We start from the raw sequence: 24,289 nt of genomic DNA on the forward strand, positions 1-24,289 counted from the left end.
TGCGCGCGCCCAACGCGGAAACGAGGACGGCGCCTGCGGCACCTGGCGTGGCACGCCGGCCGCGGGCGGCCGGGCGCGAGGCGCGGCCTTCGTCGCCCGCACGCCGGACGAGGGCCTCGCCATGCCCCCCGGCGGCATTCTCGTGGCCCCCTCCACTGACCCGGCCTGGACGCCCCTGTTCCTGCGCGCCGGCGCGCTGGTCATGGAGGCCGGCGGCTACCTCTCGCACGGCGCGATCGTGGCACGGGAATTCGGCATTCCCGCCATCGTCAACGTGCAGGGCGTCCTGGAACACGTCGCCACCGGCGACGCGTTGGATGTGGATGCCACCCGCGGCACGGTACGGCGTGAATCCACCGCGCCGGCGGACGGCGCGCGCTAGGCGCACCGCGCCGCTATGCCTGACGCGCGGCCGCCAGGTCGAACTGGAACACCGCGCCCGTTCCGGCGCCGTCGACCAGCCGGATCTCGCTGTGATGCAGTTGCAGGATGCGCTGCACGATCACCAGCCCCAGGCCGCCGCTTTCGCCCGGCGCCCGGTTCAGCGCGCTGGCCCGCGTGAACAGGCCGGCCCGCATCGCCTCGGGGATGCCGGCGCCCGAATCGCTGACCTGCACCTGCACCAGATCCTGCGCCGCGCCCAGGCGCAACTCGATGCGCCCGCCGGGCGGGCTGTGGCGGATCGCGTTGTCCAGCAGATTCGTCAGCACGCGCTCGATCAAACCCAGATCCGCGCGCACCGGCGGCAACTCCCGCGGGATCTCCGTCGTCAACCGCTGCTGGCGAGCCTCGGCCGCCAGCTCGAATTTCTGGATCACGTCCTGCACTAGTTCCGGCAGCGAAAAGGTTTCGGGTTCCAGCCGTACCAGTCCGGATTCCAGGCGCGCCAGTTCGAAAAGCTCTTGCGCCAGGCGGCCCACCTTGCGGCTTTGCGACAGCGCGATGTCCAGGTAGCGGCGGCGCTCCTCCGGTTCCAGCGTCGCGTCCTTCAGCCTCAGGGTTTCCAGATAGCCGTGCAGCGAGGTCAGCGGCGTGCGCAGGTCATGCGAGATGTTGGCGACCAGGTCGCGCCGCTGCTGGTCCTGCCGCGTCAGTTCACGCCACTGATCGGAAATCCGTCCGCCCATCTGCACGAAGCTGCGCCGCAGCACCGCGATCTCGTCGCCGCGGTCGTCCCGCGCATCGCCCGGGCGTTCCAGCGCGGCCAGGGCGATGCCGTCGTCCCCGCCGAAGGCGCGCACCGCCCGCGTGAGGCCGCGCAACGGGCGGGTGATCAGCGCAAACGCCGCCAGGCCGGCCGCCAGCCCCAGCAGCGCCACGAGCGCGATCGACCACAAGGTCGTGCGCAGCACCGAACTGCGCGACACCGCCATTGCCAGCGCGTCGTGCGCCTGGCCCTGCAGCACCACGTAGACATAGCCCTTTTCCTGTCCGTTCACCCGCACGGGCGCGGCGCTGAATACCTTTTGCGCATCCTGGCTGCGCGGGTCGTCGCCGACGATGGGCAGCATCTCTCCGGCCAGCAAGCGCTTGACGGGCGCCAGGTCGACGCTGTCCCGCTTGATCTGGCCGGCCGGCGCGGCGTCGCCCACGATGCGGCCGTCGTTGGACAGCAGATACACCTCCACGGCGGGATTCACCGCCATCAGCATGTCAAACAGCGAGCGCACCGCCTGCGGCCGCCAGCCATCGGCATCCATCAGTTCGTTGGCGCCCGCGATGTGTTGCGCCAGTCCGCTGGACAGGCGCTGGACCACTTCCTGCTCGTAACGGGAGTTGGCGGCGATCTGCAGCCACGCCGATGCGCCGCAGCACGCCAGCAGCAGCAGCGCGAACACGCCCGAAAGGCGTTGTGTCAGGGTGAACCGCTTCATGGCGCGTCTCCCGCGCCGGCCGGCGCCGCGGCGAACTTATAGCCCCTGCCCCATACGGTCAGGATACGCTGCGGATCGGAGGGATCCGCCTCGATCTTGGCGCGCAGCCGGTTGATATGGGTATTGACCGTGTGTTCGTAGCCTTCGTGCTGGTAGCCCCACACCTGGTTCAGCAAGTCCAGCCGGGAAAACACCTTGTCCGGATGGCGCGCGAAAAAATGCAGCAGATCGAACTCTCGGGGCGTCAGGTCCAGGCGGCGGCCATCGACGTCTACCGTCCGCGCCACCGGATCGATCGACAGGCCGTGCAGGGCCAGCCTGCCGGCGTCCAGGCGCGCGTTGCGCGCCAGGGCCTCGCTGCGGCGCAACAGCGCACGCACCCGCGCCACCAGTTCCAGCATGGAAAAAGGCTTGGCCAGATAGTCGTCCGCGCCCAGTTCCAAGCCCAGGATGCGATGCACCTCGCTGGAGCGCGCGCTGGTGATAATGATGGGCGTGTAGCGCGCCATCGCCCGGGCCCGCTTGCATATTTCCAGGCCGTCGATGCCGGGCAGCATCAGGTCCAGCACCAGGGCGTCCCAACTGCCCTCTTCCAGCCGGCGCATGCCCTCATTGCCATCGGCGGCATGTTCGACCGCGTAGCCTTCCTCGCGAAGATGCAAGCGCAGCAGTTCCGCGATATGGGCGTCATCTTCAACTATCAGTACTCGGCGGGGCGTGTCCATGCGCAGGCGCTCGAAATTGGGGCGATGGGCCTATTGTCGCCAATCCTTGCCGAGCGAGTTATCACATTTAATTTAAGTTTGCGTGAGGACTTCGGTATCGGCGCGGGGCAAGAATGGCGCCAACGATAACGAACCCCGGAGTCCCGTCATGTTGGCCACCCCCGACAGCCGAGATGCCCTCGCCGCCCCGCCGGCGCGCGGCCCCGTCCATCCGGGCTGGCTGCGCGCCATGCACTGGCTGAACGCGGTGGCGGTGTTCGTCATGGTCGCCAGCGGCTGGCGCATCTACAACGCTTCCCCGCTCTTCGACTTCGCCTTTCCGGCGGGCATTACGCTGGGAGGCTGGCTGGGCGGCGCCCTGCAGTGGCACTTCGCCGGCATGTGGCTGCTGTTCGCCAACGGCGTCCTGTACCTGGCGATGAACGTCGCCACCGGCCGCCTCTGGCGCAAGTTCTTCCCGCTGAGCGCCCGCGGCGTGGCCGCCGATCTGAGCGCGGCCCTGCGCGGCAGGCTCGCCCACGCCGATCCGCGCAGCTACAACCAGGTGCAGCGCCTGGCCTACCTGTTCGTCATGGCCGACATTGCGGTGCTGGTGGTGTCCGGGCTGGTGCTGTGGAAATCGGTGCAGTTCGACCTGCTGCGCGAACTGCTGGGCGGATACGAGGCCGCGCGCCGCGTGCACTTCGCCGCCATGGCCCTGCTGGTGGCCTTCGTGGCCGTCCACCTGGCGATGGTGGCCCTGGTACCGCGCAGCCTGCTCGCCATGATCCGTGGCAAATAAGGAGCCTGCCGTGAACATGAGAAAACGCCCCTCGGTGCCGGGCCTGGACGGCCCGGCCATCCTCAAGGAGGCCGGCAGGATCCTGGAAAAACGGGTCGAGCAGCCCTCGCGCCGCGCCTTTCTGCGCAGCAGCCTGACCCTGGGCGGGCTGGCCATGCTGTCGGGGTGCTCGCTGTCCGACGACGAGAACGTGGAAAAGGCATTGGCCGCCGTCTCCCGATTCAACGATCGGGTGCAGGGCTGGATCTTCGACCCTGCCAAGCTGGCGCCCACGTATCCCGAGTCCATGATCACGCGGCCGTTCCCGTTCAACGCCTATTACGGCATCGACGAGGTCCGCCGCGTGGACGAAGCATCCTTCCTGCTGGAAGTGACCGGCCTGGTCGCCGACAAGCGCCGCTGGCGGCTCGATGAACTGCGCGCCATGGCGCAGATCGATCAGGTGACGCGCCACATCTGCGTGGAAGGCTGGAGCGCGATCGGCAAATGGGGCGGAGTGCCCTTCTCCAGCTTCCTCAAGCGCGTGGGCGCGGACCTGGGCGCCAGGTACGTGGGCTTCAAGTGCGCGGACGACTACTACACCAGCATCGACATGCCCACCGCGCTGCATCCCCAGACCATCCTAGCGCTGACCTATGACGGGCAGACGCTGCCTCCAGAGTACGGCTTCCCCATGAAGCTGCGCATGCCTACCAAGCTTGGCTACAAAAACCCCAAGCACATACAGGCGATTTTCGTCACCAACACCTACCCGGGCGGTTACTGGGAGGACCAGGGCTACAACTGGTTCGGCGGCAGCTAGGTGCAATCACTTTTCCAATAAAGGAACCCATCATGAAAACACTCACTACCGCTGCGCTGTCCCTGTGCCTGGCGTTCGGCGCCGCCGCCGTCCACGCCGCCGACACCATGGGCAAGGACGCCATGGGCAAAAGCTCCATGTCGAAGGAAGGAATGGCGAAGGAAGGGATGGCGAAAGGCGGCATGTCCAAGGATTCCATGTCGAAGGACGGGATGTCGAAGGATTCCATGCCGAAGCACGGCATGTCCAAGGACGGTATGTCCAAAGATGGCATGTCGAAGGAAGGCATGTCCAAGGACGGCATGGGCAAGGCCCCGATGTCCAAGGACGGCATGAAGCAATAGCCGACGCATATCATTCCTGACGGGAGCACGCCATGAAACTAAACCGCAGGCACTTTTTGGGCCTGGGGGGCGCGGCGGCCATTGCCGCCGGGCTTGCCCCGGCCCTGGCCGCGCGGGGCGGCCAGCCGGCCGCCGCCGCGTCCTTTCCCTATACGCTGAGCGACGCCCAATGGCGCGAACGGCTGACGCGCGAGCAATACGAGGTGTTGCGCCGCGAGGCGACTGAACGCCCCTACTCCAGCCCGCTGGACAAGGAGCATCGCAACGGCATCTATGCCTGCGCCGGCTGCGCCCACCGGCTGTTTTCGTCCTCCACCAAGTTCGACAGCGGCACCGGCTGGCCCAGCTTCTGGCAGCCGCTGGCCGACGCCGTGGGCGAAACCAGCGACCGCAGTTTCGGCATGGCCCGCATCGCCGTTCATTGCGCCAACTGCGGCGGCCATCTGGGCCATGTCTTCGATGACGGCCCGCGCCCGACCGGACTACGCTATTGCATGAACGGCGTGGCCCTGGCGTTCACCCCGCAGGCCTGAGCACCCGCCCCCATCGCCCTGGAGACACCATGTCCACCACACGTATGCCCCACAAGCTCTGCGCCGTGCTGGCCGCCGCCTGCGGCCTGCTGGGGTCCGCCTCGGCCTTCGCCGCCGAATCCGCCGTCATCATCCCTCCCCCCGCCGTGGACCAGCCGGCCAGCGCCTCCACGCCGCAGAAAGCGGTTCTTGCCGGCGGCTGCTTCTGGGGCGTGCAAGCCGTGTTCCAGCACGTCAAGGGCGTAACCGGGGCCGTCTCCGGCTACGCCGGCGGCCAGGCGGACACCGCCAACTACGACGCGGTCAGCAGCGGCCGCAGCGGCCACGCCGAAGCGGTCGAAATCACCTACGACCCCGCGCAGGTCAGCTACGGCCAATTGCTGCAAATCTACTTTTCGGTGGCCCACGATCCAACCCAGCTCAACCGCCAGGGTCCGGACAGCGGCCCCCAATACCGTTCCGCCGTCTTCCCCGCGGACGATAGCCAGCGCAAGGTGGCCGAGGCCTATATTGCGCAATTGAATAAGGCCGGCGCCTATTCCAAGGCGCTGGCCACCACGATAGAGCCGCTCAAGGCCTTCTATCCCGCCGAGGGCTACCACCAGGACTACCTGGTGCGCCACCCGTACAGTATGTACATCATGGTGAACGACGTGCCCAAGGTCGAGAACCTGGCCAAGACCTTTCCCGGCCGCTACCGGGACCAGCCGGTGCTGGTCGAACCGGCAGGCTGAGACTGCCGGCGCGCCGCCGCGCTTTGATCGTTCATACCGAACAAAGTATCGGCGGCCGCCGGTTTAATGCCGCAATCCTGTCACGTCTAATGATCTCCAGAGCCGCTTTCATACAGGAGATCACCATGAACGACATGAGCGACGCGCACCGTCTTTCCGCGGGCGCCGTCAAGGTGCGCAATCATCAGACCCATACCCGCATCCAGCAGGTGACGGTCGCTCCCGAGGCGCTGCAGTGTTTCCTGGACGCCGTCCGCAACATCGACGTTCAGAACCTGGAATACGTGCCTTTCATGCGGTTCAAGGTCGCGCAGGCCTTGATGCAGGCCTGCGGCGCCGGGCTGCGCGACACCCTCAACGCGATCGTTGAAACCCGCGCGCACGGCGGATTCACCATCGGCCTGCAGGGCCTGTCTTCCGACCCCGATGATTTCGTGAAGTTCGGCACCGCCGTCGCCTATCTGCTCGGACCGGCCAACCACGACTCGATGTCCGGCAAATACTATGCGCGCTTCATGGTGAAGCACACGGACCACAGCGATTCCTATTTGCGCCAGGCCTATCGCCTGTTCACGATGCATACCGACGGCACCTATGTCTCCGAGGCGACGGACTGGCTGCTGATGATGAAATTCGACGAGCGCAATGCCGTGGGTGGCGAGTCGCGCTTCCTCCATCTGGATGACTGGACGGATATCGACGATTTTGCAGGCCACCCGCTGGCGACCAAGCCGCTGCTGTATAAGTCTCCTGCCTCGAAAAATGTCGTGGAAGAAGTGGAAAGGCCCCTTTTCTTCCAGAACCGCTACGGCCTGGCGATCTGCTTCATCGATCAGTTCGTCCAGCCCGCCACGCTTGAAGAGGCCATCTATCTGCACGACCTGTCGGCGTCGATGGAGGCCAGTTCCGGCGTGCAGGAAGTCGCACTGCCCCCGGGCGAGCTCGTCGTGCTCAACAACTATTTCTATCTGCACGGCCGCGCGCCGTTCCAGAAGGATGAATCGCTGCACCGCGAGCTGATGCGTATCCGGGGATTGTTCGCGCGCTGACCGCCCCGTGCCGCCGCGGCGGCTCCCGCCCGGGGAGCCGCCGCCCGCTCATGCCTGACCGATCGTCACCACGGGCGGCTTGGGCGTTTCATCCACGACCAGCTTGAAGATGTCCGGACGGGCATAGTGCCCGACCACATCGAAGTCATACTTGCCGCGCGTCACGTCGTCCAGATCGATATCGGCCGTGAGGATGCATTCGCCTTCGTAGTCTGGGCCGGCCAGCTGCTGCCCGGCGGGCCCGATAATGGCGCTGCCGCCGCGCATCAGCACGGTATCGGCCGAATTGCCCTGGATGGCATCGTAGTCCTCGGGGAAATCGCCCCGCGTGATGTACTGGCAGGCCGAAAAGACGAAACAGCGCCCTTCCATGGCGATGTGCCGCATGCTGGTGATCCACTCATCGCGGTCGTCCGCCGTCGGTGCGCAATAGAGCTGGATGCCTTTGCCGTACATCGCCATGCGCAGCAGCGGCATGTAGTTTTCCCAGCAGATCACGGTGCCCATTTTTCCGTGCGGCGTGTTGAACACGGGCATGGTGGAGCCGTCGCCGTAGCCCCAGATCAGCCGCTCCACGGCGGTCGGCATCAGCTTGCGGTGCTTGCCTATCATTTCGCCGCTGGGCGAAAAATGCAGCGCGGTGCAATAGAGCGTGCCGATATCCTGCTCCATGACGCCGACCACGACGTAGGCCTGGGCCTCGCGGGCGGCCGCGCCGATTTCGTCCACCTCGGGTCCCGGCACCGTAATCGCGCCATTGAAGTAGCGCAGAAACTCCTCGCGTCCCCGCGGCAGCCGGCCGCCCACGCGCGCGCCAAAATCGCTGCCCTTCGGATAGCCCGAGATGGTGGCCTCCGGAAACACGATCAACTTGGCGCCTAGCTCGGCCGCCTCGCGGATCTTGGCGACGACTTTCTCCACCGTGGCCTGCTTGTTGAACGGGATCGATGCGGTCTGGACGACCGCCGCCTTGAATGTCATTGCGAGGACTCCTCAGAGATGATTTCGCCGCGTTCAATGGTGACGATACGGTCGGCCATCGGCTGCAGCAGCTTGGGATTGGATTCGGTGATAAGCACGGCAAGATCGGGCTTGCGCGCGCGCAGGGTCTTCAGGCTGTCGGCGTAGCGCAGCGCCAGCGCGGGCGCCAGGCCCTGAAAAGGCTCGTCCAGCAACACCAGGTTCTCACCCGCCATCAGCGCGCGGCCCAGCGCCACCATCTTCTGCTGTCCGCCCGACAGCAGGCCTCCCAGGCGATGATTGAGCTGCTCGAGCTCCGGCGCCACGGAATAGATCAGGTCCAGCCTTTCCCGTATCTGCTGCGCGCTAAGCTTGCAGGCCCAGGCAGGCACCATCATGTTCTCGATGACGGTGAATTTGCCGATCAGGCGGCGCTCTTCCGGGGCAAACCCGATCCCCAGGCCGGCGCGCGCATGGGCTTCGCGCGCGGCCAGGCTCTGCCCCTGGTAAAGAAGGCTGCCCTGGGCCAGCGGCAGCGTACCCATGATGCCGCGCAAGAGCGAAGTCTTGCCCGCCCCGTTGCGCCCGATCAGGGCCACGGTTTCTCCGGCGCGGATATCGAGATCGACCTCGCGCAGCACCTTCGCGCCTTCGATGTATGCGACCAGCTTGCTTGCCTGCAATATCATTGGACGCCTCCGATCACGTTGCGCAGGACCTCTTCGTTCTGGAGAATCTCGGCGGGCGGGCCATCGGCGGCGACCTGGCCCGCATTCCAGACGATGACGCGATCCATGTAGCGCTCGACCAGTTCCATATCGTGTTCGACCAGCAATGCCGCGATATTCCGGCGCCGCAAGACCGGCATCAACATGTCCATGATCTCGAACTTCTCCTGGGAGCTGACCCCGCTAGTGGGCTCATCCATCAACAACAGACTCGGCGACAGGGCCAGCGCCACGGCGATGTCCACCAGCTTGCGCACGCCTTCGGGCAGGGAGCCGATCTGCCGCCCTGCCTGGCCGAGCAGGCCGAAAATGGCGAGCAGCTCTTCGGCCTCGTTACGCGCCGCCTTGCGATACAGGGAAGACAGTGTCCAGAAACCGTCGCGGGCCGCCAGCGCCAGCAGCAAGTTCTCGAGCACGGACTGCTCGGAAAACAGCTGCGGCAGCTGGAACGTCCGGGCGATGCCCAGGCGCGTGATGGCGCGCGGCTTGAGCCGGGTAAGGTCTTTGTCGCCGAAGAGCACGCTGCCATGGGTGGGCCGCACATAACCCGTGCACAGATTCAGGAACGTGGTCTTGCCCGAGCCATTGGGCCCGATGATGGAAGCGATCTGCCCCCGGTAGATGTGCAAGTTCACGCCGTTGGCCGCCTTGACGCCGCCGAACTCGACATGCAGATCCTTGGAACTGATGATGACCTGGCCTTTCATTGCCGGGCCTCCTTACGGCCGAACAGGCGCAGGCCCAGGCCGAACAATCCCGTCGGCGCAAACAATACGATCGCCACCAGCACCACTCCCATGATCAACTGCCAGGAATTGGCCGCATAAGCGCTGGCGGCGCTGCGCACCGCCTCGAAGGAAACCGCACCCAGCAAGGCCCCCAGCACATTGCCGATACCGCCCAGCACCGCAATGAAGACGAACTCGGCCGAACGGCTCCAATAGGCCATTTCCGGCGTGACGTGGCCTGTTCCCATCGCCGCGATGGCGCCGCCCAGGCCCGCGAGCGCGGCAGAGAAAACGTGGCCGAGGTAAAGCACCTGACGCCCCGAGATGCCCAGGTATTCCAGGCGGGTCTCGTTGGTCTTGAGGGCCGCCAGGGCCTGGCCCGGCGGCGAATTCAGGTAGCGCGTCACCACAAGCAGCGCGACGGCCAGCATGATCAGGGCGGTGTAGAACAAGGCCCAGCCGAAAGCCCCAACCTCCAGAGGCACGCCGGCCAAAGACTGTATCCGCACGGGCAAGCCGTCGCTTCCCCCGGTCAAGCCATACAGCTTGAGCATCAGGGTAAATCCCACCATGGAAAAGGCCAGATTCAGCATCGCGTAGAAGATGTCGCGATAGCGCGACAGGATCAGGCCCAGGATGGCGCCCAGCGCCGCGCTCGACAGCACCGCCATGGCGATGGCGGCCAGCGCGTCCGCGCTCACGTGGCGCGCACCGAAGGCAGCGGCATAGGCGCCGCAGGCGAAATACAGCGCGTGGCCGAAAGAAACCTGGCCGGCGCGCAACAGCAGCAACAGCCCCAGCGCGCAGAACGATATCGCCATGGCCATGGTCGCCAGCGGCCGCAGCGACGGCGCGATCAGCGGCAAGGCCGCAAGCAGGAGCAACGGCAGGCAGGCGGGCGCCGTCGTTTTGAAATAGGTTTTCATCTTCAGATCCGACGGACTTGTGGCTTGCCGAAAAGGCCGTAAGGCTTGACAAGGAGAATCGCGGTCATGACCAGATACGGCGCGACGGAGGACAAGGGGGGCAGCAGATGCACGCACAAGGCCTGCACCAGCCCGACGATGACGGCGGTCACCGCCGTGCCCTGGAAATGGCCGAGTCCGGCAGTGGCCACGATGGCAAAGGAAAGCACGATGGAATCGGCGCCTATGCCTGGCACCATCGAGGTGGTGGGCGACGCCAACGCCCCGCCCAGGGCGGCCAGCGCCGTGCCCAGCATGAAAGTGATCGTGTAGACCCGTTTGGCATTGATGCCCAGCACGCGCGCCACCTCATAGTCCTCGATGACCGTCGCGATCAGCTTGCCTTGCCGCGTCTTGTTGAAATAGAAGGACAAGGCAAGCATCACGACGATCGCCGATAGCGGCAGCACGAACAGCTGGTAGGCGGTGTAGTAGATGCCGCCCACCTCGACCATTCCCAGCATGGCAAGCGGCGCGTCGTTGAACAGCGGCTCGACCCCGAAAACCATCTTCTGAATATCCTCCAGAATCATGAAGACCCCAAAGGTAAGCAGGAGCTGGAGCGCGTGTTCCTTGCCATAGATGCGGCGCAGCAGAAAGCGCTCGATGAGCGGCCCCAGGGTCACGCCGATGGCTACCGCCGCCAGCAACAGGGCCGGATAGGTCCAGATGCCGCCATCGGGGCCCGCCAGCCAGAGCCCCAGGGTCACGGCGCCATAGGCGCCGAGCGCGTAGAAGCTGCCGTGGGCGACGTTCAGGATGCGCATGATGCCGAAGATCAGGCTCAGGCCCACCGCCACCATGAACAGCACCGAGGCGTGCGCCAACCCATCCAACGTGGCCAGTAATAGCGTTTGTTGCATGATGGAGCCGCTTATTCGGATGGCGTGCCGACTCGCTGCAAGACTTCCGGCGAGAGGGTCTTGAACCAGTCATCGCTCTTCACGCCCACGGGCGGAGAGGTTAGCTCGGGAGGAATCACCAGCAGCTGCTTGAGCGTCTTGAAGTTCTGCCCGCTTTTCTCCGTGGCTACGCCCAGCAACTGGCCTTCCATCGCTTGATGGTCTTCGCGGATTTTCAGCTGGCCGGTGAAATCATTGAGCTCCAGTCCGTTCCAACCCTTGAGCAGCGCGGCTTGCAGCGTCTTGCGATCGCCATCCCAGGACGTTTCAAGCGCCTGCTGAACGGCGCGCACGGCCTGCGCCATGTGGTACGACGGGAAACTCGGGTAGGCGCCCGTGCTTTTTTCGAAATCCGTCACGAAGGCCCGGTGCTCGGCGCTGCCGGCCATGGCGGGATTGAATGCCCAGCTATCGCCGCGCATGCCGACGATGGCCCCTTCCGGAAAGGCTTTGCCCAGCTGCTGCATGGAACTCTCGCCATTGGCTGCCACCAGCCGGGAATTGCGGAACAGCGCCCGTGACGAAGCCTGCTTGACGAACGTATTCATGTCCCCGCCCCACAGCGTCGTGAAGATCACGTCCGGACGCAGGGCCGACAGGCGGGAAATCTCGGTGGAGTAGTCCGAGGTGCCGAGCTTGGGGAACATTTCGGCGACGATCTTCACGTCCGGACGCAGGGCCTGGACCGCGCCCCGGAAAGCGGCCCAGTTATCGCGGCCAAACGCGTAATCCTGATTGATGCCGGCGATAGTCTTGATCTCCGGCATTAGCTTGAGCATGTACAGGGCCGTCGCAACGTTGTTCGACGGGGTGTAGTCGGACGTCCGGTACACATACTCGTATTTGGCATCGGTATAGATCCGCTCCGTGCCGCAATCCCAAAGCATGGTGGGCATCTTCAATTGTTCGGCAACCGGCGCAACCGCCAGGCAGATCGAACTCGACAGGCCAATGATCATCGCATCCACCTTGCCCGATTCGACCAGGCTGCGGTATTCCACGACGGTGTTGTCCACGCCGTGGTTCTCATCGATGAAGATCAGTTCGATCGGTGCGCCCTTGATCCCGCCGGCGCTGTTGATTTTCTCCACCTGCAAACGGGCGGCCTGCTGGGCAGGCACGCCGAAAACGGCCCCGGCGCCCGACAGATAGGTGGACACGCCGATGCGTACCGGCTCAGCCGCCTGGGCAGGTTGCCACAAAGTGAACGCAGCACCCAGGACAGCTGAAAACAAGCGCTTGTCTATCAATTTCATTGCTTCCCCTCGTTCGTACACACAAATTTCGTCTGCAGGCGTGCGCGGCTTCCGTACGGACGCCGCTGCCCCGACCTCAGGCCAGCCCATCGAGCGGAAAGTGTATTTATAACGGTTTTTTCCGTCAATGAAATTTAGGCTTGGGTTAACCCTATGCCATTCATAATTTATTGTTTTTATTGTATTTATTCTTTGAATCCATGACCATTAAACAGCAAAACGCAGGGATTTGATTTTATATGTCGGATATTTCCGACATGAAAACACATGGACATCAGATGCGTCGTTTGATACTGTCTAGCCGCTTTCGACATACCGCCAAAGGGCCCGCGCGCCCGCAGGCCCACCAAAGGGAGACGTGTAAAGGATGGATCTGGAAGAGAAGCTTGGGCGGCTGGGCATTAGCGGCAATCTCTACCGGGTGTACAGGGCCGCCATTGAATTGGGCGAAGTACCGGTGTCCGAACTGGCGGCGAGCGCAGGCCTGGCACGCACCACGACCTACGACGCGGTGCTGAGGCTGGAAGAAGAAGGCCTGGTAAGGATCGAAGGCGCCGACCGCAAGCGCCACGTAGTAGCGCACGATCCTTCCGTCCTGCTCGAATACGTGGCAGCCAGGCGCGTCATGGTTACGGAAATGATGCCGGAGCTGCGATCCATGTATAACCAGGCCAAAGGCAAGCCCAAGACACGCTTCTACGAAGGCGCCGAAGGTATCCGCACGGTATTGTGGGACAGCCTGAACGCTTCGCTTTCCCTGCGGGCTACTTTCTCGATGTCCGAACTGCGCGAGGTACCGGGGCTGGAAGAGATCAATCGCTACCGCGACGCCCGCATCGCCAAAGGCATAAGCATGCGCGTGATACGTTCGCGCAGCCGCGACACCGATGACATCTGGCCCGCCAGCCAGGCCGAACTGCGCGAATTGCGATGGGCGCCAGCCGAGACCACCGTGGCAATGACCACGCTGATCTATGGCAATTGCGTCGCCATGATTTCATCCAAGCGCGAAAACTACGGCCTCATCATCGAAAGCGAAGAACATGCCCAGCACCAGGCCATGCTTTTCGATGCCTTCTGGGCATCGTGCCTGCCAGCCGCCTGAACCAGACCGACCGCCCCTGCGTCCGGCGACCCCGGGCTAGCGATACAGCACTTCGCATGAACGATAAAAACGTTGAGACACGCACTCTCCGGTACTTTGTGGCAGTGGTCGAGAACCTGCACTTCTCCAAGGCAGCGGACCGCCTAGGCATCTCCCAATCGGTCTTGAGCGTAGCCATCCAAAAGCTTGAATCCCAGCTTGGGGTCAAACTGCTTCATCGAAACAAGAGACAGCCTGTCACGCTGACGGACGCAGGCAGGAATTTTCACGCGCACGCTGTCATTGCGCTCCAGCACATAGATCAGGCGGTTCAGATAGGCCTGCTTGCGGCCCGAGGACTCGTCGGCGTCGTGAAGGCGGGCTTCGTTGCATCTGCCGTTACGAGTGGCGCCATGCCGGGGTTGTTAAGGGAATTCAGGTCGGAGCATCCCGCCGTTAAGCTAGAGCTTGTTCCCATGGACACTCCGACGCAGCTGGACAGCCTGAAAAATGGTGCGATAGACATCGGCGTGCTACGGGCCCGCCGCGAGTATCCCCAAGGCGTGGATGCCGTCGTCATGCATGTCGAGCATCTCGCCGTCGCCATGGCCGACAACCATTTTCTATGCTTGAAGGATCAGCTTTTCCCCCAGGATCTGTCAGGCGAATCCTTTGTCATCCCCCAGTTTGACGAAAAGGAAGGCTTCTCCGAAATTCTGGCGGATTTAGCCCGCCAGGGCGGCTTTCCCGATCGGCCGTATCAGCGCGTCAAGGATTTCATGTCAGCCGTCACATTGGCGGCCGCCGGCTACGGGGTGGTTCTGGCCCCGGACTCCATCCTGAGCCTATCGCCGCCAGGGATAACGTATCGCCGCATCGCCGGCTTTGAGCGCGACGTGAAACTGGCCTTGGCTTTCCGCACCCGGGGCAACTCGCCCGCGGTCGAGGCCTTGATCGGGAAAGTGCGCGCCAGATAGCCCAGCCGCCGGCAGATTTGGGCCGGACGCGGTAATGGGCCACAATCCCGGCTCTGCGAGCAAACGAATTCAGGAGCAGTACTGCAGTGAACGACACCCACAATCCGGACATGGACATACCGGGCGGCCAACAGCAACCCACGCTTTGGCGCGATGACGGCTGGACCGCCCGGATCATCAAGAACGAAGAGGACGATGGCTGGGCCGTGGAAATGACCATGGACGGGCAAGCCGAGCCCGCCCTGGTGGGACCTTGGACCATGGGCCGCGACAAGAAAAACCCCAAGCCGCTCGACTCCCCGGCCTTCATCACCCTGGTCAAGACCGCCAAGGAAGTCCTGCGCCGTCACGAACAGCAATTGCATGCCACGCTGCACAAGAGCGTCAGGATCGACAGCGCCGCCGGCCGCCTGACCGTCAAGCTGGATATCGTTCCCGATGAAGACGAGCCGTATGCCGTGCTGAGCGCCTACGACGAGTCCGGCGAACAATTGGCCCAGACCCAGGTCGCGCCCACGTACAAGCTAAGCGTGCAGCGCGCATCGGAGTGGGCCAACGGCGGCTTCGGCAAGCACGGCTGACGCACGGCCCTGATACACGGGGCTGACAAGCCCAGGCTGCAGGTCACCGCGGCCGCCTCAATGCCCCGTCGAATCCCCTACCCGGCTGGCCTCGAACAGGAACCAGGTGCGCCGCTCCGTCTCGTCGATCCAGTTCTCGATCAGGCTGGAACTCGCGATATCGCGATGTTCGTCGGTAATGTTGTGCGCCTCGCGCAGGGCCGCGGCCAGGACCTTGTTGTCCTCGCGCAGCTCGGACAGCATGTCCAGCGGCTGCACGTAGTCCGCATCGTTGTCCGCGATGCGCTGCGACCGCGCGATGTGCCCGATCGAGCGCAGCGTCGTGCCGCCGATCTTGCGGATGCGCTCCGCAATGGGGTCCGTCATGGCGAACAGCTGATCGCCCTGCTCGTCCAGCAGCAGGTGATAGTCGCGGAAATGCGGCCCGCTGACATGCCAGTGGAAGTTCTTGGTCTTGAGATACAGCGCGAACACGTCGGCCAGTATCTGGTTGAGGGCGGCGGAAATGTCCCGCGTCGCCGCCGCCTCCAGGTCGGTCGGCGTCGCCAGCGGGCGCTTGCGCCGCTCTTTCAGCGTCTTGGTGGTCTTCTCATCCAGTTTCTTGGCCATGGGTCGCAGCTCCTAGGAATGATCAGCGGAAAAACGCGGACGCAGCGCCGGACGTTCCCGCGCCGCGATTGCCTAGCGTAAGCCCGCCCGGGCGCTTTGCCAATGTCCGGAAGGAGTATGCTACGCCGCTTCCAACCAGCCGGATTCACTTATCGCTATGCGCGGCAATCCCGACGTCAGGCAAGGCGTCATCGCGTTGCACGGGTTCTATTTCCTGTATTACGGCCTGCAGGGCGTCAGCATCCCCTTTCTGCCCTTGTGGTTCGCCAGCCGCGGCCTGGATCCCGCCGTCATCGGCCTCATCGTCGCCACGTCCTTCCTGCCGAAGATACTGTCCACGCCGGTCGTGGCCCATGTGGCCGACCAGACCGGCCAGGCGCACGCCCTGATCGCCTCGGCGCTGGCCGCCTCGCTGGCGCTGTTCATCTGCTACCCGTTCAGTTCGGCACCCGCCTGGCTGTTCGCCGTCACCCTGCTGCTGAACGCCGTCTTCCCCGCCGTCCTGCCCCTGATGGACCGCATGGCCATCGCCAGCGGACGCGGGCGCAACTCCTACACCGTCATGCGCGCCTGCGGTTCGCTGGGTTTCGCGGCCGTCACCGTGGCCGGCGGGTACCTGATCAAGACCTTCAGCGCCGATTGGGTGATCTGGCTATCGGTCGTGTTGATCGCCGCCTGCCTCGCCTGCGTCCGGCTGCTGCCCCAGGCCTTGCGCGCCGCCGCCGGCGAAACGCCGGTGGAGCACGTGCGGCTGCCCATGCGCGAAGTGCTGCGCGACCGCCCCCTGCTGCTGGGCATCGCGGCGGCCTCGCTGGTCCAGGCCAGCAACGGCTTTCTCTATTCCTACTCCACCCTCTATTGGACCGGCGCCGGCCTGTCCACGGCGCTGATCTCCCTGCTCTGGGTAGTGGGTGTCGCCAGCGAGGTCCTGTTCTTTTTCCTGGCGCCGAAAGTGCTCGCCCGGACCGGCGCCCAATGGCTCATCCTGGCTTCCGCCGCCATGACCGCCATTCGCTGGGCCGGGCTGTCCGCCACCACGGACCCCGCGTTCATCGCCGCGCTGCAACTGCTCCAGTGCTTCACCCTGGCCGGCAACAACGCCGCGATCATGTGGTACATCGCCCGCCACGTGCCCGCCGCCTGCAAGACTTCCGCCATCGCCCTCTACGCCTTGCTATCGGGCGGCGTCTTCATGTTCGGCAGCATTCAGCTGGGCGGGGCGCTGTACCGCAGCTACGCGCCCGGCGGCTTTCTGGTCATGGCGCTGTGCGCGCTCTGCGCGATCCCGCTGATCGTGTATTCGGACAAGCTGCGCCGCCGCCGGGCCGCGCCGTAGCCTGGCGGCGGCTCATTTGGCGCGCTTGACCATTGCCAGGATGGTTTCCTGCAATTCGTCCCGGGCCTGCGCTTCGCTGATGTCGCCGGCCACGGCGGCATGCGACAGCGCGTCGGCCGCGCCCAGCATCGCCCACAGCCCCGCCAGCGGGACGCCCTGCGGACCGGCGAACGGCGCCAGGATGTTCTGGCATTTCCCGATGAAGGCCTGCTGGTACTGGCGCTTGACCGCCGCCAGCTCCGGCGAACCGCTGAGCGCTGCCAGCACTTCCGGAATCTCCCGCCCCTGGGTCAGCACGCAGTCGACGTAGCTGCCGGCGATGACGCCGGCCTTGTCCTTCAGGCTCGGTTTGCTGGCGGCGATCGCGGCATCGATGAGCGCCGTCTGGCGCGCGTCGAAATCCTGGTACAGCGCCGCCAACAGCCCGTTGCGCGTCCCGAAATGATCGTAGACCACCGGCTTGGTGACGCCCGCCTCTTCGGCCAGCCGGCCCAGCGTCAGCGCGTCCGTGCCCTCCGCGGCGACCAATTTCCACGATACGTCGAGCAACTGGCGCAGACGCTCCTCCCTGGACAGGCGGCGGCGTGGGGAATCCTTGGGCGCGACGGGATTTTCTCGGGTGCTTGACATTGCTATATACCAAAGGTAACTTACTTAAATTAGGTTACCTTAAGTATATTAAATCGCGGCCCGATAGGCAATCGGGCCCGCGTCCCCTTAGGACTCCTGGACATGAACACCCACACCCTCTCGATTCCGCAGCCCGCCAGCCGCAAGGCCTGGCTGGGGCTCCTCACCGTCCTCGCCCTGGTCCTGCTGGTGGCGATGGATGGCTCCGTGCTGTATCTCGCCATGCCCCGCGTCACGTCTGCCCTCCTGCCCACGGCGGACCAGGCGCTCTGGATCCTCGACATCTACGGCTTCGTCGTCGGGTCCCTGCTGATCGCCTTCGGCAACCTCGGCGACCGCTATGGCCGCCAGAAACTCATCATGGCCGGGGCCGTCATCTTCGGGCTCGGCTCCCTGGGCGTGGCCTGCTCGACGACGCCCGCGAGCATGATCGGTTTCCGGGCGCTCATGGGCCTGGGCGGCGCCACCCTCCTGCCGTCGGGGCTGGCGATCGTCAGCGCCCTGTTTCCCGATCCGCGCCAGCGAGCGCAGGCCATCGGCATCTTCGCCGCGACGTTCGCGGCGGGCTTCGCCATCGGCCCCATCATCGGCGGGCTGCTGCTGCAACGCTACGACTGGGGCGCGGTCTTCCTGATCAACGTGCCGGTGGTGCTGGTCTTCCTGCTGGCCGCGCCCGTGCTGCTGCGCGAGGTGCGCGCGGCCCGCCACGGACGCATCGACCTCCCCAGCCTGGTGCTGTCCTGCGCCGGCATCCTGTCGTTCATCTATTCGATCAAGAGCGCGGCGGCCGCGGGTTTCGCGTTGCAACAAGCCGTTGCCGGGGCCGCCGGCCTGCTCGCCCTGGCGGCTTTCGTGCGCCGGCAGGCAACGATCCCGTTTCCGTTGCTGGACCTGAGCCTGTTCAAGGACCGCATCTTCTCCATCGCGATCCTGACCGGCCTGGTATCGCTGGTGGTCTGGTCGGCGGCGGGCTATCTGTCCGGCATCTACCTGCAGTCGGTGCTGGGCCACGACGTCTTCACGACGGCGCTGTTGGCGCTGCCAGGCGCCGTGGTGCTCACCGCCACCTGCGTCGGAACCAGCCGCATCGTCGAGCGGACCGGCCGCAAGGCCGCATTGGTCGCCACGCACCTGCTGATCAGCCTGGGCGTTTTCCTCCTGCTGTTCACGACCACCGAAGCGGGCGCCGCCGCCTTCGTCGCGTCCACGCTGGTCGCGGGGGTCGGCTACGGCCTGTCATTCAGCCTCGTGGCCGAAGTCGCCGTGTCGGCAGTGCCGGAAGCGCGCGCCGGCGCGGCGGGGTCGATTGCCGAAACGAGCAACGAAATCGGCAACGCCCTGGGCATTGCCCTGCTGGGGTCGGTGGCGGCGCTGGTCTTCCGCCTGGCCGGCCCGGGCGTGGCCGGCACGCTGAACGAAACCCTGGCGCACCCCAGCCTCTCGAACGCCGCCGCGCAACAGGCCAGGGAGGCGTTCCTGTCCGGGCTGCACGCCGCGGCAGGCGTGGGCGGCCTGCTGATGCTGCTGGTGGGGATCGCGGCCTGGATCTGGCTGCCGCGCAGGCTGCCGGGCTGACGGCTCCGCCGAAATGCAAAAGGCCTCGCTTGCGCGAGGCCTTTTGCCGTCAGCAGCAGCCGATCCGTTTCTTTCCGCCGTAGCGCGCGTCCTGGCGCTCCCGGAAGAATTCCTCGTAGCTCATCGGCTCCTGGTCAGGGTGCGTGCGCCGCACGTGCGCGACATACGTCTCGTAGTCGGGCACGCCCACCATCAGCCGCAGCGTCTGCCCCAGGTAGCGGCCGGCTGCGCCGGCCGCGGAACTCATGTTGCCAAACAGCATGCGACGCCTCCTTCAGCGGTCAGTCCGCGCCGGCCGCGGCCACGGCGGGCAGCGTCTCGTACGGGGTTTCACGGGCCGTGGGCTTGTTCTCGTTGCGCGCGCGCTGCACCGAACGCAGCCCGAACACCACGATGCTCACCACGACGAAGATGAAGATCGCGCACAGCCCGGCGTTGATGTAGTCATTCATCACCACCCGCGACATCTCGGCCAGCGACTTGGCCGGCGCCAGCACCTTGCCTTCGGCGATCGCCGCGTTGTACTTATCGGCGTGCGCCAGGAAGCTCACGCGGGGATCGGCGTGGAACAGCTTCTGCCAGCCGGCTGTCAGCGTGCATGCCAGCAGCCACAGCGTCGGCAGCACCGTTACCCAGGCATAGCGGTCGCGCTTCATCTTGAACAGCACCACGGTGCCCAGGGTCAGCGCGATCGCGGCCAGCATCTGGTTGGCGATGCCGAACAGCGGCCACAGCGTATTGATGCCGCCCAGCGGATCCACCACGCCCTGGTACAGGAAGTAGCCCCAGGCCAGCACGCACAGGCCGGTGGCGATCAGGTTGGCGGGCAGCGAATCCGTGCGCTTGAGCGACGGGGCGAACGTGCCCAGCAGGTCCTGCAGCATGAAGCGGCCCGCGCGCGTGCCGGCATCCACCGCCGTCAGGATGAACAAGGCTTCGAACAGGATGGCGAAGTGGTACCAGAACGCCATCATGCCCGCGCCGCCGATGGCCTGGTGCAGAATGTGCGCCATACCGACCGCCAGCGTGGGCGCGCCGCCCGCGCGGGAGATGATGGTGCTTTCGCCCACGTCCTTGGCGGTCTGCACCAGATCGGCCGGCGTCACCACGAAGCCCCAGCTGGACACGACCTGGGCCACCTGGTCGGGTGTCGTGCCGATCACGGCCGCCGGGCTGTTCATGGCGTAGTAGATGCCCGGCTCGATCACGCAAGCCGCCACCAGCGCCATGATGGCCACGAACGATTCCATCAGCATGCCGCCGTAACCGATGTAGCGGGCCTGGGTTTCGTTCTCGATCAGCTTGGGCGTCGTGCCCGAGGAGATCAGGGCGTGGAAGCCCGACACCGCGCCGCAGGCGATGGTGATGAAGAGGAACGGGAACAGGTTGCCCGACCACACCGGGCCGGAACCGTCGACGAACTGGGTCAGCGCGGGCATTTTCAGCTCCGGCGCCACGACCACGATGCCGATGGCCAGGCCCACGATCGTGCCGATTTTGAGGAAGGTCGACAGGTAGTCGCGCGGCGCCAGCAGCAGCCACACCGGCAGCACCGAGGCGATGAAACCGTAGATGATCAGGATCCAGGTCAGGCCCTTGCCGTCGAAGTCGAACATGGGGCCGATCACCGGGTGCGCGGCCACGTCCTGGCCGAAAGTGATGGCGGCCATCAGGCCCAGGAAGCCGATGATCGAGACCTCGCCGATCTTGCCCGGGCGGATATAGCGCAGGTACACGCCCATGAACAGCGCGATGGGAATGGTCGCGGCCACCGTGAAGGTGCCCCAGGGCGAGTGCGTCAGCGCCTTGACGACGATCAGCGCCAGCACGGCCAGGATGATGACCATGATCATGAACGCGCCGAACAGCGCGATCACGCCGGGGATCCGGCCCAGCTCGGACTTGACCAGGTCGCCCAGCGAACGGCCGTCGCGGCGCGTCGAGATGAACAGGATCGTGAAGTCCTGCACGGCGCCGGCGAACACGACGCCCGCCAGGATCCACAGCATGCCCGGCAGATAACCCATCTGCGCGGCCAGCACCGGGCCCACCAGCGGGCCAGCGCCGGCGATGGCGGCGAAGTGATGGCCGAACAGCACGTGCTTATTCGTAGGCACGTAGTCCAGGCCGTCGTTGTACTTCCATGCCGGCGTCATGCGCGTGGGGTCCAGCTGGAAGACCTTGTTGGCGATGAATCGGCTGTAGTACCGATAGGCGATCAGATACACGCATACGGCGGCGATCACCACCCATAGCGCATTGACGGTCTCCCCTCTGGCCAGCGCCACGGTGCCCAGCGCGAACGCGCCCAGTACCGCAACCGCCAGCCAGACCAGGTGCTGACCCAGTCCCTTACTGCTGGTTTGCATAAGTGCTCCTCTTGCCTCCCGCCATGCTTTTGGCGTGAAACGCTTTTATCGTCCCGCGGAAGGCAGACTCATTGTTGTGGGGTGGTGGACGCGCACGTCCGCACTGCGCCCTGTCGACGCGGACGCTAGTATTTCGTTTTGCCCCGGCAGCAACAAGCGCGAAACTACGCAAGCGAGCTACGTGTTACTACGCAATGCGCCGCAGCATAATTCCTGGAAAACCGTAAAATCCGCGGCAGCCCCCTTCCTTGTTACCTGGGGAGTTCGCCGATTGATGCGTCGCAACAAACAAATCCGCGCTGATACAAATCCCCTATGAAGCTGCGCCTGAAAATCCTGCTGCTGGCCGCGGTGCCCCTGCTGGTGGCCCTGGCCGCCATTACGGTCGCCGTCTACGTGCAGGGCCTGCAACTGGCCCAGCGCGAGAAGCAGGTGGTGGAAAACGCCTGGCTGGCCAGCAAGGAAGGCGAACTGCGCCACTACGTCAGCCTGGCCTACAGCGCCATCGCGCCGCTGCAGGCCTCGGCCGACGACGACGCCACCCGCCAGCGCGCGCTGGACCTGCTGGCGCAGATGGAATTCGGGCACGACGGCTACTTTTTCGTCTATGACCTGCAGGGCAAGAACCTCATGCACCCCCGCCAGCCGGAACTGGTGGGCCGCGACCTCTGGGAACTGCGCGACACCAAGGGCCAGCCCGTCATCCAGAATCTGCTGACGGCCGCCCGGCGCAGCGGCCAGCAAGGCGAGGCCGTGCACTATCTTTGGGAAAAGCCCTCCACCCACCAGACCGAGGAGAAGCTGGGTTACGTGGTCGTGATGGAGCGCTGGGGCTGGATGCTGGGCACCGGCATCTACCTGGACGACGTGGAACAGGCGCTGGAGCGCATCGACGCCGCCGCGCAGGCCAACATCCGCAAGATGTTCGCCTGGGTCGCCGGCATCGCCGTGGTGTCCATCCTGGGCGTGGCCGCCTGCGGCCTCGCGCTGAACATCAGCGACCACCGCCAGTCCGACGCCAAGCTGCGCCTGATGGCCCGCCAGCTGGTGCGCTCGCAGGAAGACGAACGGGCCCGCCTGTCGCGCGAACTGCACGACGGCATCAGCCAGGTGCTGGTGTCCATCAAACTATCGCTGGAAGCCGCCCGCGAACGGCTGCGCCAGTCGCTGTCCGCCGACGCCCGGGCGCTGGCGCACATCGACACCCCACTCGGCGGCGCGCTGGACCGGCTGAACACCGCCGCGGGCGAAGTCCGGCGCATTTCGCACAACCTGCGCCCCACCCTGCTGGACGACCTGGGCCTGCCCGCGGCGCTCGAGCACCTGGGCCGCGAATTCGCCATTCCCAGCGCGGACGGCGCCCCGCCGCTGGCCGTGCGCCTGCATACCACCGGGCGGCCCGTCAAGCTGCCCGAGGCCTACGCCACCGCGCTGTTTCGCGTCACGCAGGAAGCCCTGACCAACGTCATCCGCCACGCCGGCGCCACCCGCGCCGACCTGACGCTGGCCTACTCGGCGCGCGACCTGCGCCTGACCATCGCCGACGACGGCCGCGGCTTCGACTACGACGACGTGCAACAAGACCCCCGGCGCGGCATCGGCCTGCGCAACATGCGCGAACGCATGAACGCGCTATCGGGTAACCTGACTTTTCGCTCCACCGCGCAGGGCACGGTGCTGCAAGCCTGGCTGCCCTTGCCCGCCGCCGCGCCGCCCGCGAGTTCCCAAGCATGACCGACCATCCCGACGCCATCCGACTGCTGCTGATCGACGACCACCCCCTGGTGCGGGACGGGTTGCGCCTGCGGCTCGAAACCGTGCCCCAGTTGCGCGTCGTCGGCGAAGCCGGCAACGCCGCCGCCGCCCTGGCCTTCCTGGCGGGCTGCGTGGCCGAGGACCCGCAGGGCGGCACCCTGCCCCACCTGGCGCTGACGGACCTGAACATGCCGGGCGTCGGCGGGCTGGAGCTCACCGCGCAGCTGCACGAACGCTACCCCCAGATCTCCGTGCTGGTCCTGTCCATGCACGACAATCCGGAATACATGGTCCAGGCCGTCAAGGCGGGCGCCCGCGGCTACCTACTGAAAGACGAGCCGGCGCAAGAGATCGTTACCGCCATCGACGCGGTCATGGCGGGCCGCAGCTACTTCAGCGCGGCGGTGGCCGTGCGGCTGTCGCAGGCCAGCGCCCCGGCCACCTTGCTCACGCAGCGCGAACGCGACGTGCTGCGCCATATCGCCAGCGGCCACGCGAACAAGCAGATCGCCCAGGACCTCGGCCTGTCGGTGCGCACGGTAGAAACCCACCGCCTCAACATCAAGCGCAAGCTGGGCATAGACGGGCAAGCCGAGCTGATCAAGTACGCCGTCGAAAACCGCGGAGTTTAGGGGCCCCCACGCTGCGCATACTTCGTATGCTTGCTGCCCCCCGAGGGGGCTGCGCCGCCTTGGGGCGGCCCGGCGGCGGCGCGGGCCTTCTTGCGGAGATCGCCACGCTGCGCATACTTCGTATGCTTGCTGCCCCCCGAGGGGGCTGCGCCGCCTTGGGGTGGCCCGGCGGCGGCGCGGGCCTTCTTGCGGAGATCGCCACGCTGCGCATACTTCGTATGCTTGCTGCCCCCCGAGGGGGCTGCGTGTACGGACCGGGGACATAGGTAACAGGTGTACGGGGACATGGGTAACAGGTTGATCAGCTTACTTCATGGCCTTCAGATCCACTTGTCCGAGGCAGTGATGGCAGAAGAGGAT

At 65.4% G+C, this 24,289-nt stretch carries 26 protein-coding genes; 14 read left to right on the plus strand and 12 right to left on the minus strand.

The window, feature by feature from the left end:
* The coding region (locus AGI3411_RS29405) for a PEP-utilizing enzyme (protein ID WP_244240486.1) at nucleotides 1-382 on the plus strand (382 nt) is incomplete at its 5' end.
* A gap of 13 nt (nucleotides 383-395) precedes the next feature.
* Here the strand turns inward: AGI3411_RS29405 and AGI3411_RS29410 are convergent.
* Both AGI3411_RS29410 and AGI3411_RS29415 read right to left on the minus strand, forming a co-directional pair.
* The gene (locus tag AGI3411_RS29410) at nucleotides 396-1,874 is read right to left on the minus strand and encodes a sensor histidine kinase (RefSeq protein WP_129530830.1); all 1,479 of its coding nucleotides are present in this window, start codon (nucleotides 1,872-1,874) and stop codon (nucleotides 396-398) included.
* On the minus strand, nucleotides 1,871-2,599 hold the full coding sequence (locus tag AGI3411_RS29415) for a response regulator transcription factor (protein ID WP_129530831.1): 729 nt from the start codon (nucleotides 2,597-2,599) through the stop codon (nucleotides 1,871-1,873). The genes AGI3411_RS29410 and AGI3411_RS29415 overlap by 4 nt, the downstream gene beginning before the upstream one ends.
* A gap of 148 nt (nucleotides 2,600-2,747) precedes the next feature.
* On the opposite strand from AGI3411_RS29415, the gene AGI3411_RS29420 reads away from it, so the two are divergent.
* From AGI3411_RS29420 to glaH, 6 genes are all read left to right on the plus strand, one after another.
* Complete coding sequence (locus AGI3411_RS29420; protein ID WP_129530832.1) at nucleotides 2,748-3,380, plus strand: cytochrome b/b6 domain-containing protein; 633 nt, start codon at nucleotides 2,748-2,750, stop codon at nucleotides 3,378-3,380.
* 16 nt (nucleotides 3,381-3,396) lie between these two features.
* Nucleotides 3,397-4,182, plus strand: coding sequence for a molybdopterin-dependent oxidoreductase (locus AGI3411_RS29425; protein WP_425265387.1), 786 nt, complete (start codon nucleotides 3,397-3,399; stop codon nucleotides 4,180-4,182).
* A gap of 32 nt (nucleotides 4,183-4,214) precedes the next feature.
* Entirely contained in the window at nucleotides 4,215-4,526 is a 312-nt protein-coding gene (locus AGI3411_RS29430; RefSeq protein WP_129530834.1) for a pentapeptide MXKDX repeat protein, read from the plus strand.
* A 32-nt stretch (nucleotides 4,527-4,558) separates the two neighbouring features.
* Complete coding sequence (gene msrB, locus AGI3411_RS29435; protein WP_129530835.1) at nucleotides 4,559-5,059, plus strand: peptide-methionine (R)-S-oxide reductase MsrB; 501 nt, start codon at nucleotides 4,559-4,561, stop codon at nucleotides 5,057-5,059.
* Nucleotides 5,060-5,088: 29 nt separating this feature from the next.
* The gene (gene msrA, locus AGI3411_RS29440; RefSeq protein WP_129530836.1) at nucleotides 5,089-5,793 is read left to right on the plus strand and encodes a peptide-methionine (S)-S-oxide reductase MsrA; all 705 of its coding nucleotides are present in this window, start codon (nucleotides 5,089-5,091) and stop codon (nucleotides 5,791-5,793) included.
* A gap of 125 nt (nucleotides 5,794-5,918) precedes the next feature.
* Nucleotides 5,919-6,842, plus strand: a complete 924-nt coding sequence (gene glaH / locus AGI3411_RS29445) for a glutarate dioxygenase GlaH (RefSeq protein WP_129530837.1) — start codon at nucleotides 5,919-5,921, stop codon at nucleotides 6,840-6,842.
* 48 nt (nucleotides 6,843-6,890) lie between these two features.
* Here the strand turns inward: glaH and AGI3411_RS29450 are convergent, their stop codons facing one another.
* From AGI3411_RS29450 to AGI3411_RS29475, 6 genes are read right to left on the minus strand one after another with little or no spacing between them, the layout of a single operon-like run.
* The gene (locus tag AGI3411_RS29450; RefSeq protein WP_129530838.1) at nucleotides 6,891-7,823 is read right to left on the minus strand and encodes a carbon-nitrogen hydrolase family protein; all 933 of its coding nucleotides are present in this window, start codon (nucleotides 7,821-7,823) and stop codon (nucleotides 6,891-6,893) included.
* A complete protein-coding gene (locus tag AGI3411_RS29455) occupies nucleotides 7,820-8,491 on the minus strand; it encodes an ABC transporter ATP-binding protein (protein WP_129530839.1) in 672 nt (223 codons plus the stop codon). The genes AGI3411_RS29450 and AGI3411_RS29455 overlap by 4 nt, the downstream gene beginning before the upstream one ends.
* Nucleotides 8,488-9,237 carry an ABC transporter ATP-binding protein gene (locus AGI3411_RS29460; protein WP_129530840.1) on the minus strand — a complete coding sequence of 250 codons (750 nt, stop codon included), beginning with the start codon at nucleotides 9,235-9,237 and terminating at the stop codon, nucleotides 8,488-8,490. Before AGI3411_RS29460 ends, AGI3411_RS29455 begins: the two co-directional genes overlap by 4 nt.
* On the minus strand, nucleotides 9,234-10,184 hold the full coding sequence (locus AGI3411_RS29465) for a branched-chain amino acid ABC transporter permease (RefSeq protein ID WP_129530841.1): 951 nt from the start codon (nucleotides 10,182-10,184) through the stop codon (nucleotides 9,234-9,236). Before AGI3411_RS29465 ends, AGI3411_RS29460 begins: the two co-directional genes overlap by 4 nt.
* Nucleotides 10,185-10,186: 2 nt before the next feature.
* Nucleotides 10,187-11,086 (minus strand): branched-chain amino acid ABC transporter permease, encoded by a 900-nt coding sequence (locus tag AGI3411_RS29470; protein ID WP_129530842.1) that lies wholly within the window; start codon nucleotides 11,084-11,086, stop codon nucleotides 10,187-10,189.
* 11 nt (nucleotides 11,087-11,097) lie between these two features.
* Nucleotides 11,098-12,381 carry an ABC transporter substrate-binding protein gene (locus tag AGI3411_RS29475; RefSeq protein WP_165359312.1) on the minus strand — a complete coding sequence of 428 codons (1,284 nt, stop codon included), beginning with the start codon at nucleotides 12,379-12,381 and terminating at the stop codon, nucleotides 11,098-11,100.
* A gap of 367 nt (nucleotides 12,382-12,748) precedes the next feature.
* On the opposite strand from AGI3411_RS29475, the gene AGI3411_RS29480 reads away from it, so the two are divergent.
* The 3 genes from AGI3411_RS29480 to AGI3411_RS29490 all read left to right on the plus strand — a co-directional run bounded on the left by AGI3411_RS29480 (nucleotide 12,749) and on the right by AGI3411_RS29490 (nucleotide 15,023).
* Entirely contained in the window at nucleotides 12,749-13,486 is a 738-nt protein-coding gene (locus AGI3411_RS29480) for a TrmB family transcriptional regulator (protein WP_129530844.1), read from the plus strand.
* 56 nt (nucleotides 13,487-13,542) lie between these two features.
* Nucleotides 13,543-14,442 (plus strand): LysR family transcriptional regulator, encoded by a 900-nt coding sequence (locus AGI3411_RS29485; protein ID WP_129530845.1) that lies wholly within the window; start codon nucleotides 13,543-13,545, stop codon nucleotides 14,440-14,442.
* Between the two features lie 86 nt (nucleotides 14,443-14,528).
* Complete coding sequence (locus AGI3411_RS29490) at nucleotides 14,529-15,023, plus strand: hypothetical protein (protein WP_425265386.1); 495 nt, start codon at nucleotides 14,529-14,531, stop codon at nucleotides 15,021-15,023.
* A 57-nt stretch (nucleotides 15,024-15,080) separates the two neighbouring features.
* Here AGI3411_RS29490 and AGI3411_RS29495 read toward each other — a convergent pair whose 3' ends face one another.
* On the minus strand, nucleotides 15,081-15,632 hold the full coding sequence (locus AGI3411_RS29495) for a Dps family protein (RefSeq protein WP_129530846.1): 552 nt from the start codon (nucleotides 15,630-15,632) through the stop codon (nucleotides 15,081-15,083).
* A 157-nt stretch (nucleotides 15,633-15,789) separates the two neighbouring features.
* Between AGI3411_RS29495 and AGI3411_RS29500 the strand changes: the two genes are divergently transcribed.
* A complete protein-coding gene (locus AGI3411_RS29500) occupies nucleotides 15,790-16,968 on the plus strand; it encodes an MFS transporter (protein ID WP_129530847.1) in 1,179 nt (392 codons plus the stop codon).
* Between the two features lie 12 nt (nucleotides 16,969-16,980).
* Here the strand turns inward: AGI3411_RS29500 and AGI3411_RS29505 are convergent, their stop codons facing one another.
* Nucleotides 16,981-17,598 carry a TetR/AcrR family transcriptional regulator gene (locus AGI3411_RS29505; protein ID WP_129530848.1) on the minus strand — a complete coding sequence of 206 codons (618 nt, stop codon included), beginning with the start codon at nucleotides 17,596-17,598 and terminating at the stop codon, nucleotides 16,981-16,983.
* A gap of 102 nt (nucleotides 17,599-17,700) precedes the next feature.
* On the opposite strand from AGI3411_RS29505, the gene AGI3411_RS29510 reads away from it, so the two are divergent.
* The gene (locus AGI3411_RS29510) at nucleotides 17,701-19,173 is read left to right on the plus strand and encodes an MFS transporter (protein WP_208748206.1); all 1,473 of its coding nucleotides are present in this window, start codon (nucleotides 17,701-17,703) and stop codon (nucleotides 19,171-19,173) included.
* Between the two features lie 49 nt (nucleotides 19,174-19,222).
* Here AGI3411_RS29510 and AGI3411_RS29515 read toward each other — a convergent pair whose 3' ends face one another.
* Nucleotides 19,223-19,435 (minus strand): YbdD/YjiX family protein, encoded by a 213-nt coding sequence (locus tag AGI3411_RS29515; RefSeq protein WP_129530850.1) that lies wholly within the window; start codon nucleotides 19,433-19,435, stop codon nucleotides 19,223-19,225.
* A gap of 19 nt (nucleotides 19,436-19,454) precedes the next feature.
* Nucleotides 19,455-21,542, minus strand: a complete 2,088-nt coding sequence (locus tag AGI3411_RS29520) for a carbon starvation CstA family protein (RefSeq protein ID WP_129530851.1) — start codon at nucleotides 21,540-21,542, stop codon at nucleotides 19,455-19,457.
* Between the two features lie 315 nt (nucleotides 21,543-21,857).
* Between AGI3411_RS29520 and AGI3411_RS29525 the strand changes: the two genes are divergently transcribed.
* Together AGI3411_RS29525 and AGI3411_RS29530 are read left to right on the plus strand one after the other, a co-directional pair.
* Nucleotides 21,858-23,276 (plus strand): cache domain-containing protein, encoded by a 1,419-nt coding sequence (locus AGI3411_RS29525; protein WP_129530852.1) that lies wholly within the window; start codon nucleotides 21,858-21,860, stop codon nucleotides 23,274-23,276.
* Complete coding sequence (locus tag AGI3411_RS29530) at nucleotides 23,273-23,929, plus strand: response regulator (RefSeq protein WP_129530853.1); 657 nt, start codon at nucleotides 23,273-23,275, stop codon at nucleotides 23,927-23,929. Before AGI3411_RS29525 ends, AGI3411_RS29530 begins: the two co-directional genes overlap by 4 nt.
* The last annotated feature ends 360 nt before the right edge of the window (nucleotides 23,930-24,289 follow it).

It is taken from the genome of Achromobacter agilis (assembly GCF_900496965.1).
GTDB lineage: Bacteria > Pseudomonadota > Gammaproteobacteria > Burkholderiales > Burkholderiaceae_B > Achromobacter > Achromobacter agilis.

Excerpts from the sequence above, each read along its gene's own strand:
- AGI3411_RS29460 (WP_129530840.1), bottom strand. The coding sequence starts at position 9,237 with ATGAAAGGCCAGGTCATCATCAGTTCCAAGGATCTGCATGTCGAGTTC.
- AGI3411_RS29530 (WP_129530853.1), top strand. The coding sequence starts at position 23,273 with ATGACCGACCATCCCGACGCCATCCGACTGCTGCTGATCGACGACCAC.
- AGI3411_RS29525 (WP_129530852.1), top strand. The coding sequence starts at position 21,858 with ATGAAGCTGCGCCTGAAAATCCTGCTGCTGGCCGCGGTGCCCCTGCTG.
- AGI3411_RS29520 (WP_129530851.1), bottom strand. The coding sequence starts at position 21,542 with ATGCAAACCAGCAGTAAGGGACTGGGTCAGCACCTGGTCTGGCTGGCG.
- AGI3411_RS29475 (WP_165359312.1), bottom strand. The coding sequence starts at position 12,381 with ATGAAATTGATAGACAAGCGCTTGTTTTCAGCTGTCCTGGGTGCTGCG.
- msrA (WP_129530836.1), top strand. The coding sequence starts at position 5,089 with ATGTCCACCACACGTATGCCCCACAAGCTCTGCGCCGTGCTGGCCGCC.
- AGI3411_RS29465 (WP_129530841.1), bottom strand. The coding sequence starts at position 10,184 with ATGAAAACCTATTTCAAAACGACGGCGCCCGCCTGCCTGCCGTTGCTC.
- AGI3411_RS29505 (WP_129530848.1), bottom strand. The coding sequence starts at position 17,598 with ATGTCAAGCACCCGAGAAAATCCCGTCGCGCCCAAGGATTCCCCACGC.
- msrB (WP_129530835.1), top strand. The coding sequence starts at position 4,559 with ATGAAACTAAACCGCAGGCACTTTTTGGGCCTGGGGGGCGCGGCGGCC.
- AGI3411_RS29425 (WP_425265387.1), top strand. The coding sequence starts at position 3,397 with ATGAGAAAACGCCCCTCGGTGCCGGGCCTGGACGGCCCGGCCATCCTC.
- AGI3411_RS29500 (WP_129530847.1), top strand. The coding sequence starts at position 15,790 with ATGCGCGGCAATCCCGACGTCAGGCAAGGCGTCATCGCGTTGCACGGG.
- AGI3411_RS29410 (WP_129530830.1), bottom strand. The coding sequence starts at position 1,874 with ATGAAGCGGTTCACCCTGACACAACGCCTTTCGGGCGTGTTCGCGCTG.
- glaH (WP_129530837.1), top strand. The coding sequence starts at position 5,919 with ATGAACGACATGAGCGACGCGCACCGTCTTTCCGCGGGCGCCGTCAAG.
- AGI3411_RS29470 (WP_129530842.1), bottom strand. The coding sequence starts at position 11,086 with ATGCAACAAACGCTATTACTGGCCACGTTGGATGGGTTGGCGCACGCC.
- AGI3411_RS29485 (WP_129530845.1), top strand. The coding sequence starts at position 13,543 with ATGAACGATAAAAACGTTGAGACACGCACTCTCCGGTACTTTGTGGCA.
- AGI3411_RS29450 (WP_129530838.1), bottom strand. The coding sequence starts at position 7,823 with ATGACATTCAAGGCGGCGGTCGTCCAGACCGCATCGATCCCGTTCAAC.
- AGI3411_RS29420 (WP_129530832.1), top strand. The coding sequence starts at position 2,748 with ATGTTGGCCACCCCCGACAGCCGAGATGCCCTCGCCGCCCCGCCGGCG.
- AGI3411_RS29415 (WP_129530831.1), bottom strand. The coding sequence starts at position 2,599 with ATGGACACGCCCCGCCGAGTACTGATAGTTGAAGATGACGCCCATATC.
- AGI3411_RS29510 (WP_208748206.1), top strand. The coding sequence starts at position 17,701 with ATGAACACCCACACCCTCTCGATTCCGCAGCCCGCCAGCCGCAAGGCC.
- AGI3411_RS29430 (WP_129530834.1), top strand. The coding sequence starts at position 4,215 with ATGAAAACACTCACTACCGCTGCGCTGTCCCTGTGCCTGGCGTTCGGC.
- AGI3411_RS29480 (WP_129530844.1), top strand. The coding sequence starts at position 12,749 with ATGGATCTGGAAGAGAAGCTTGGGCGGCTGGGCATTAGCGGCAATCTC.
- AGI3411_RS29515 (WP_129530850.1), bottom strand. The coding sequence starts at position 19,435 with ATGCTGTTTGGCAACATGAGTTCCGCGGCCGGCGCAGCCGGCCGCTAC.
- AGI3411_RS29495 (WP_129530846.1), bottom strand. The coding sequence starts at position 15,632 with ATGGCCAAGAAACTGGATGAGAAGACCACCAAGACGCTGAAAGAGCGG.
- AGI3411_RS29455 (WP_129530839.1), bottom strand. The coding sequence starts at position 8,491 with ATGATATTGCAGGCAAGCAAGCTGGTCGCATACATCGAAGGCGCGAAG.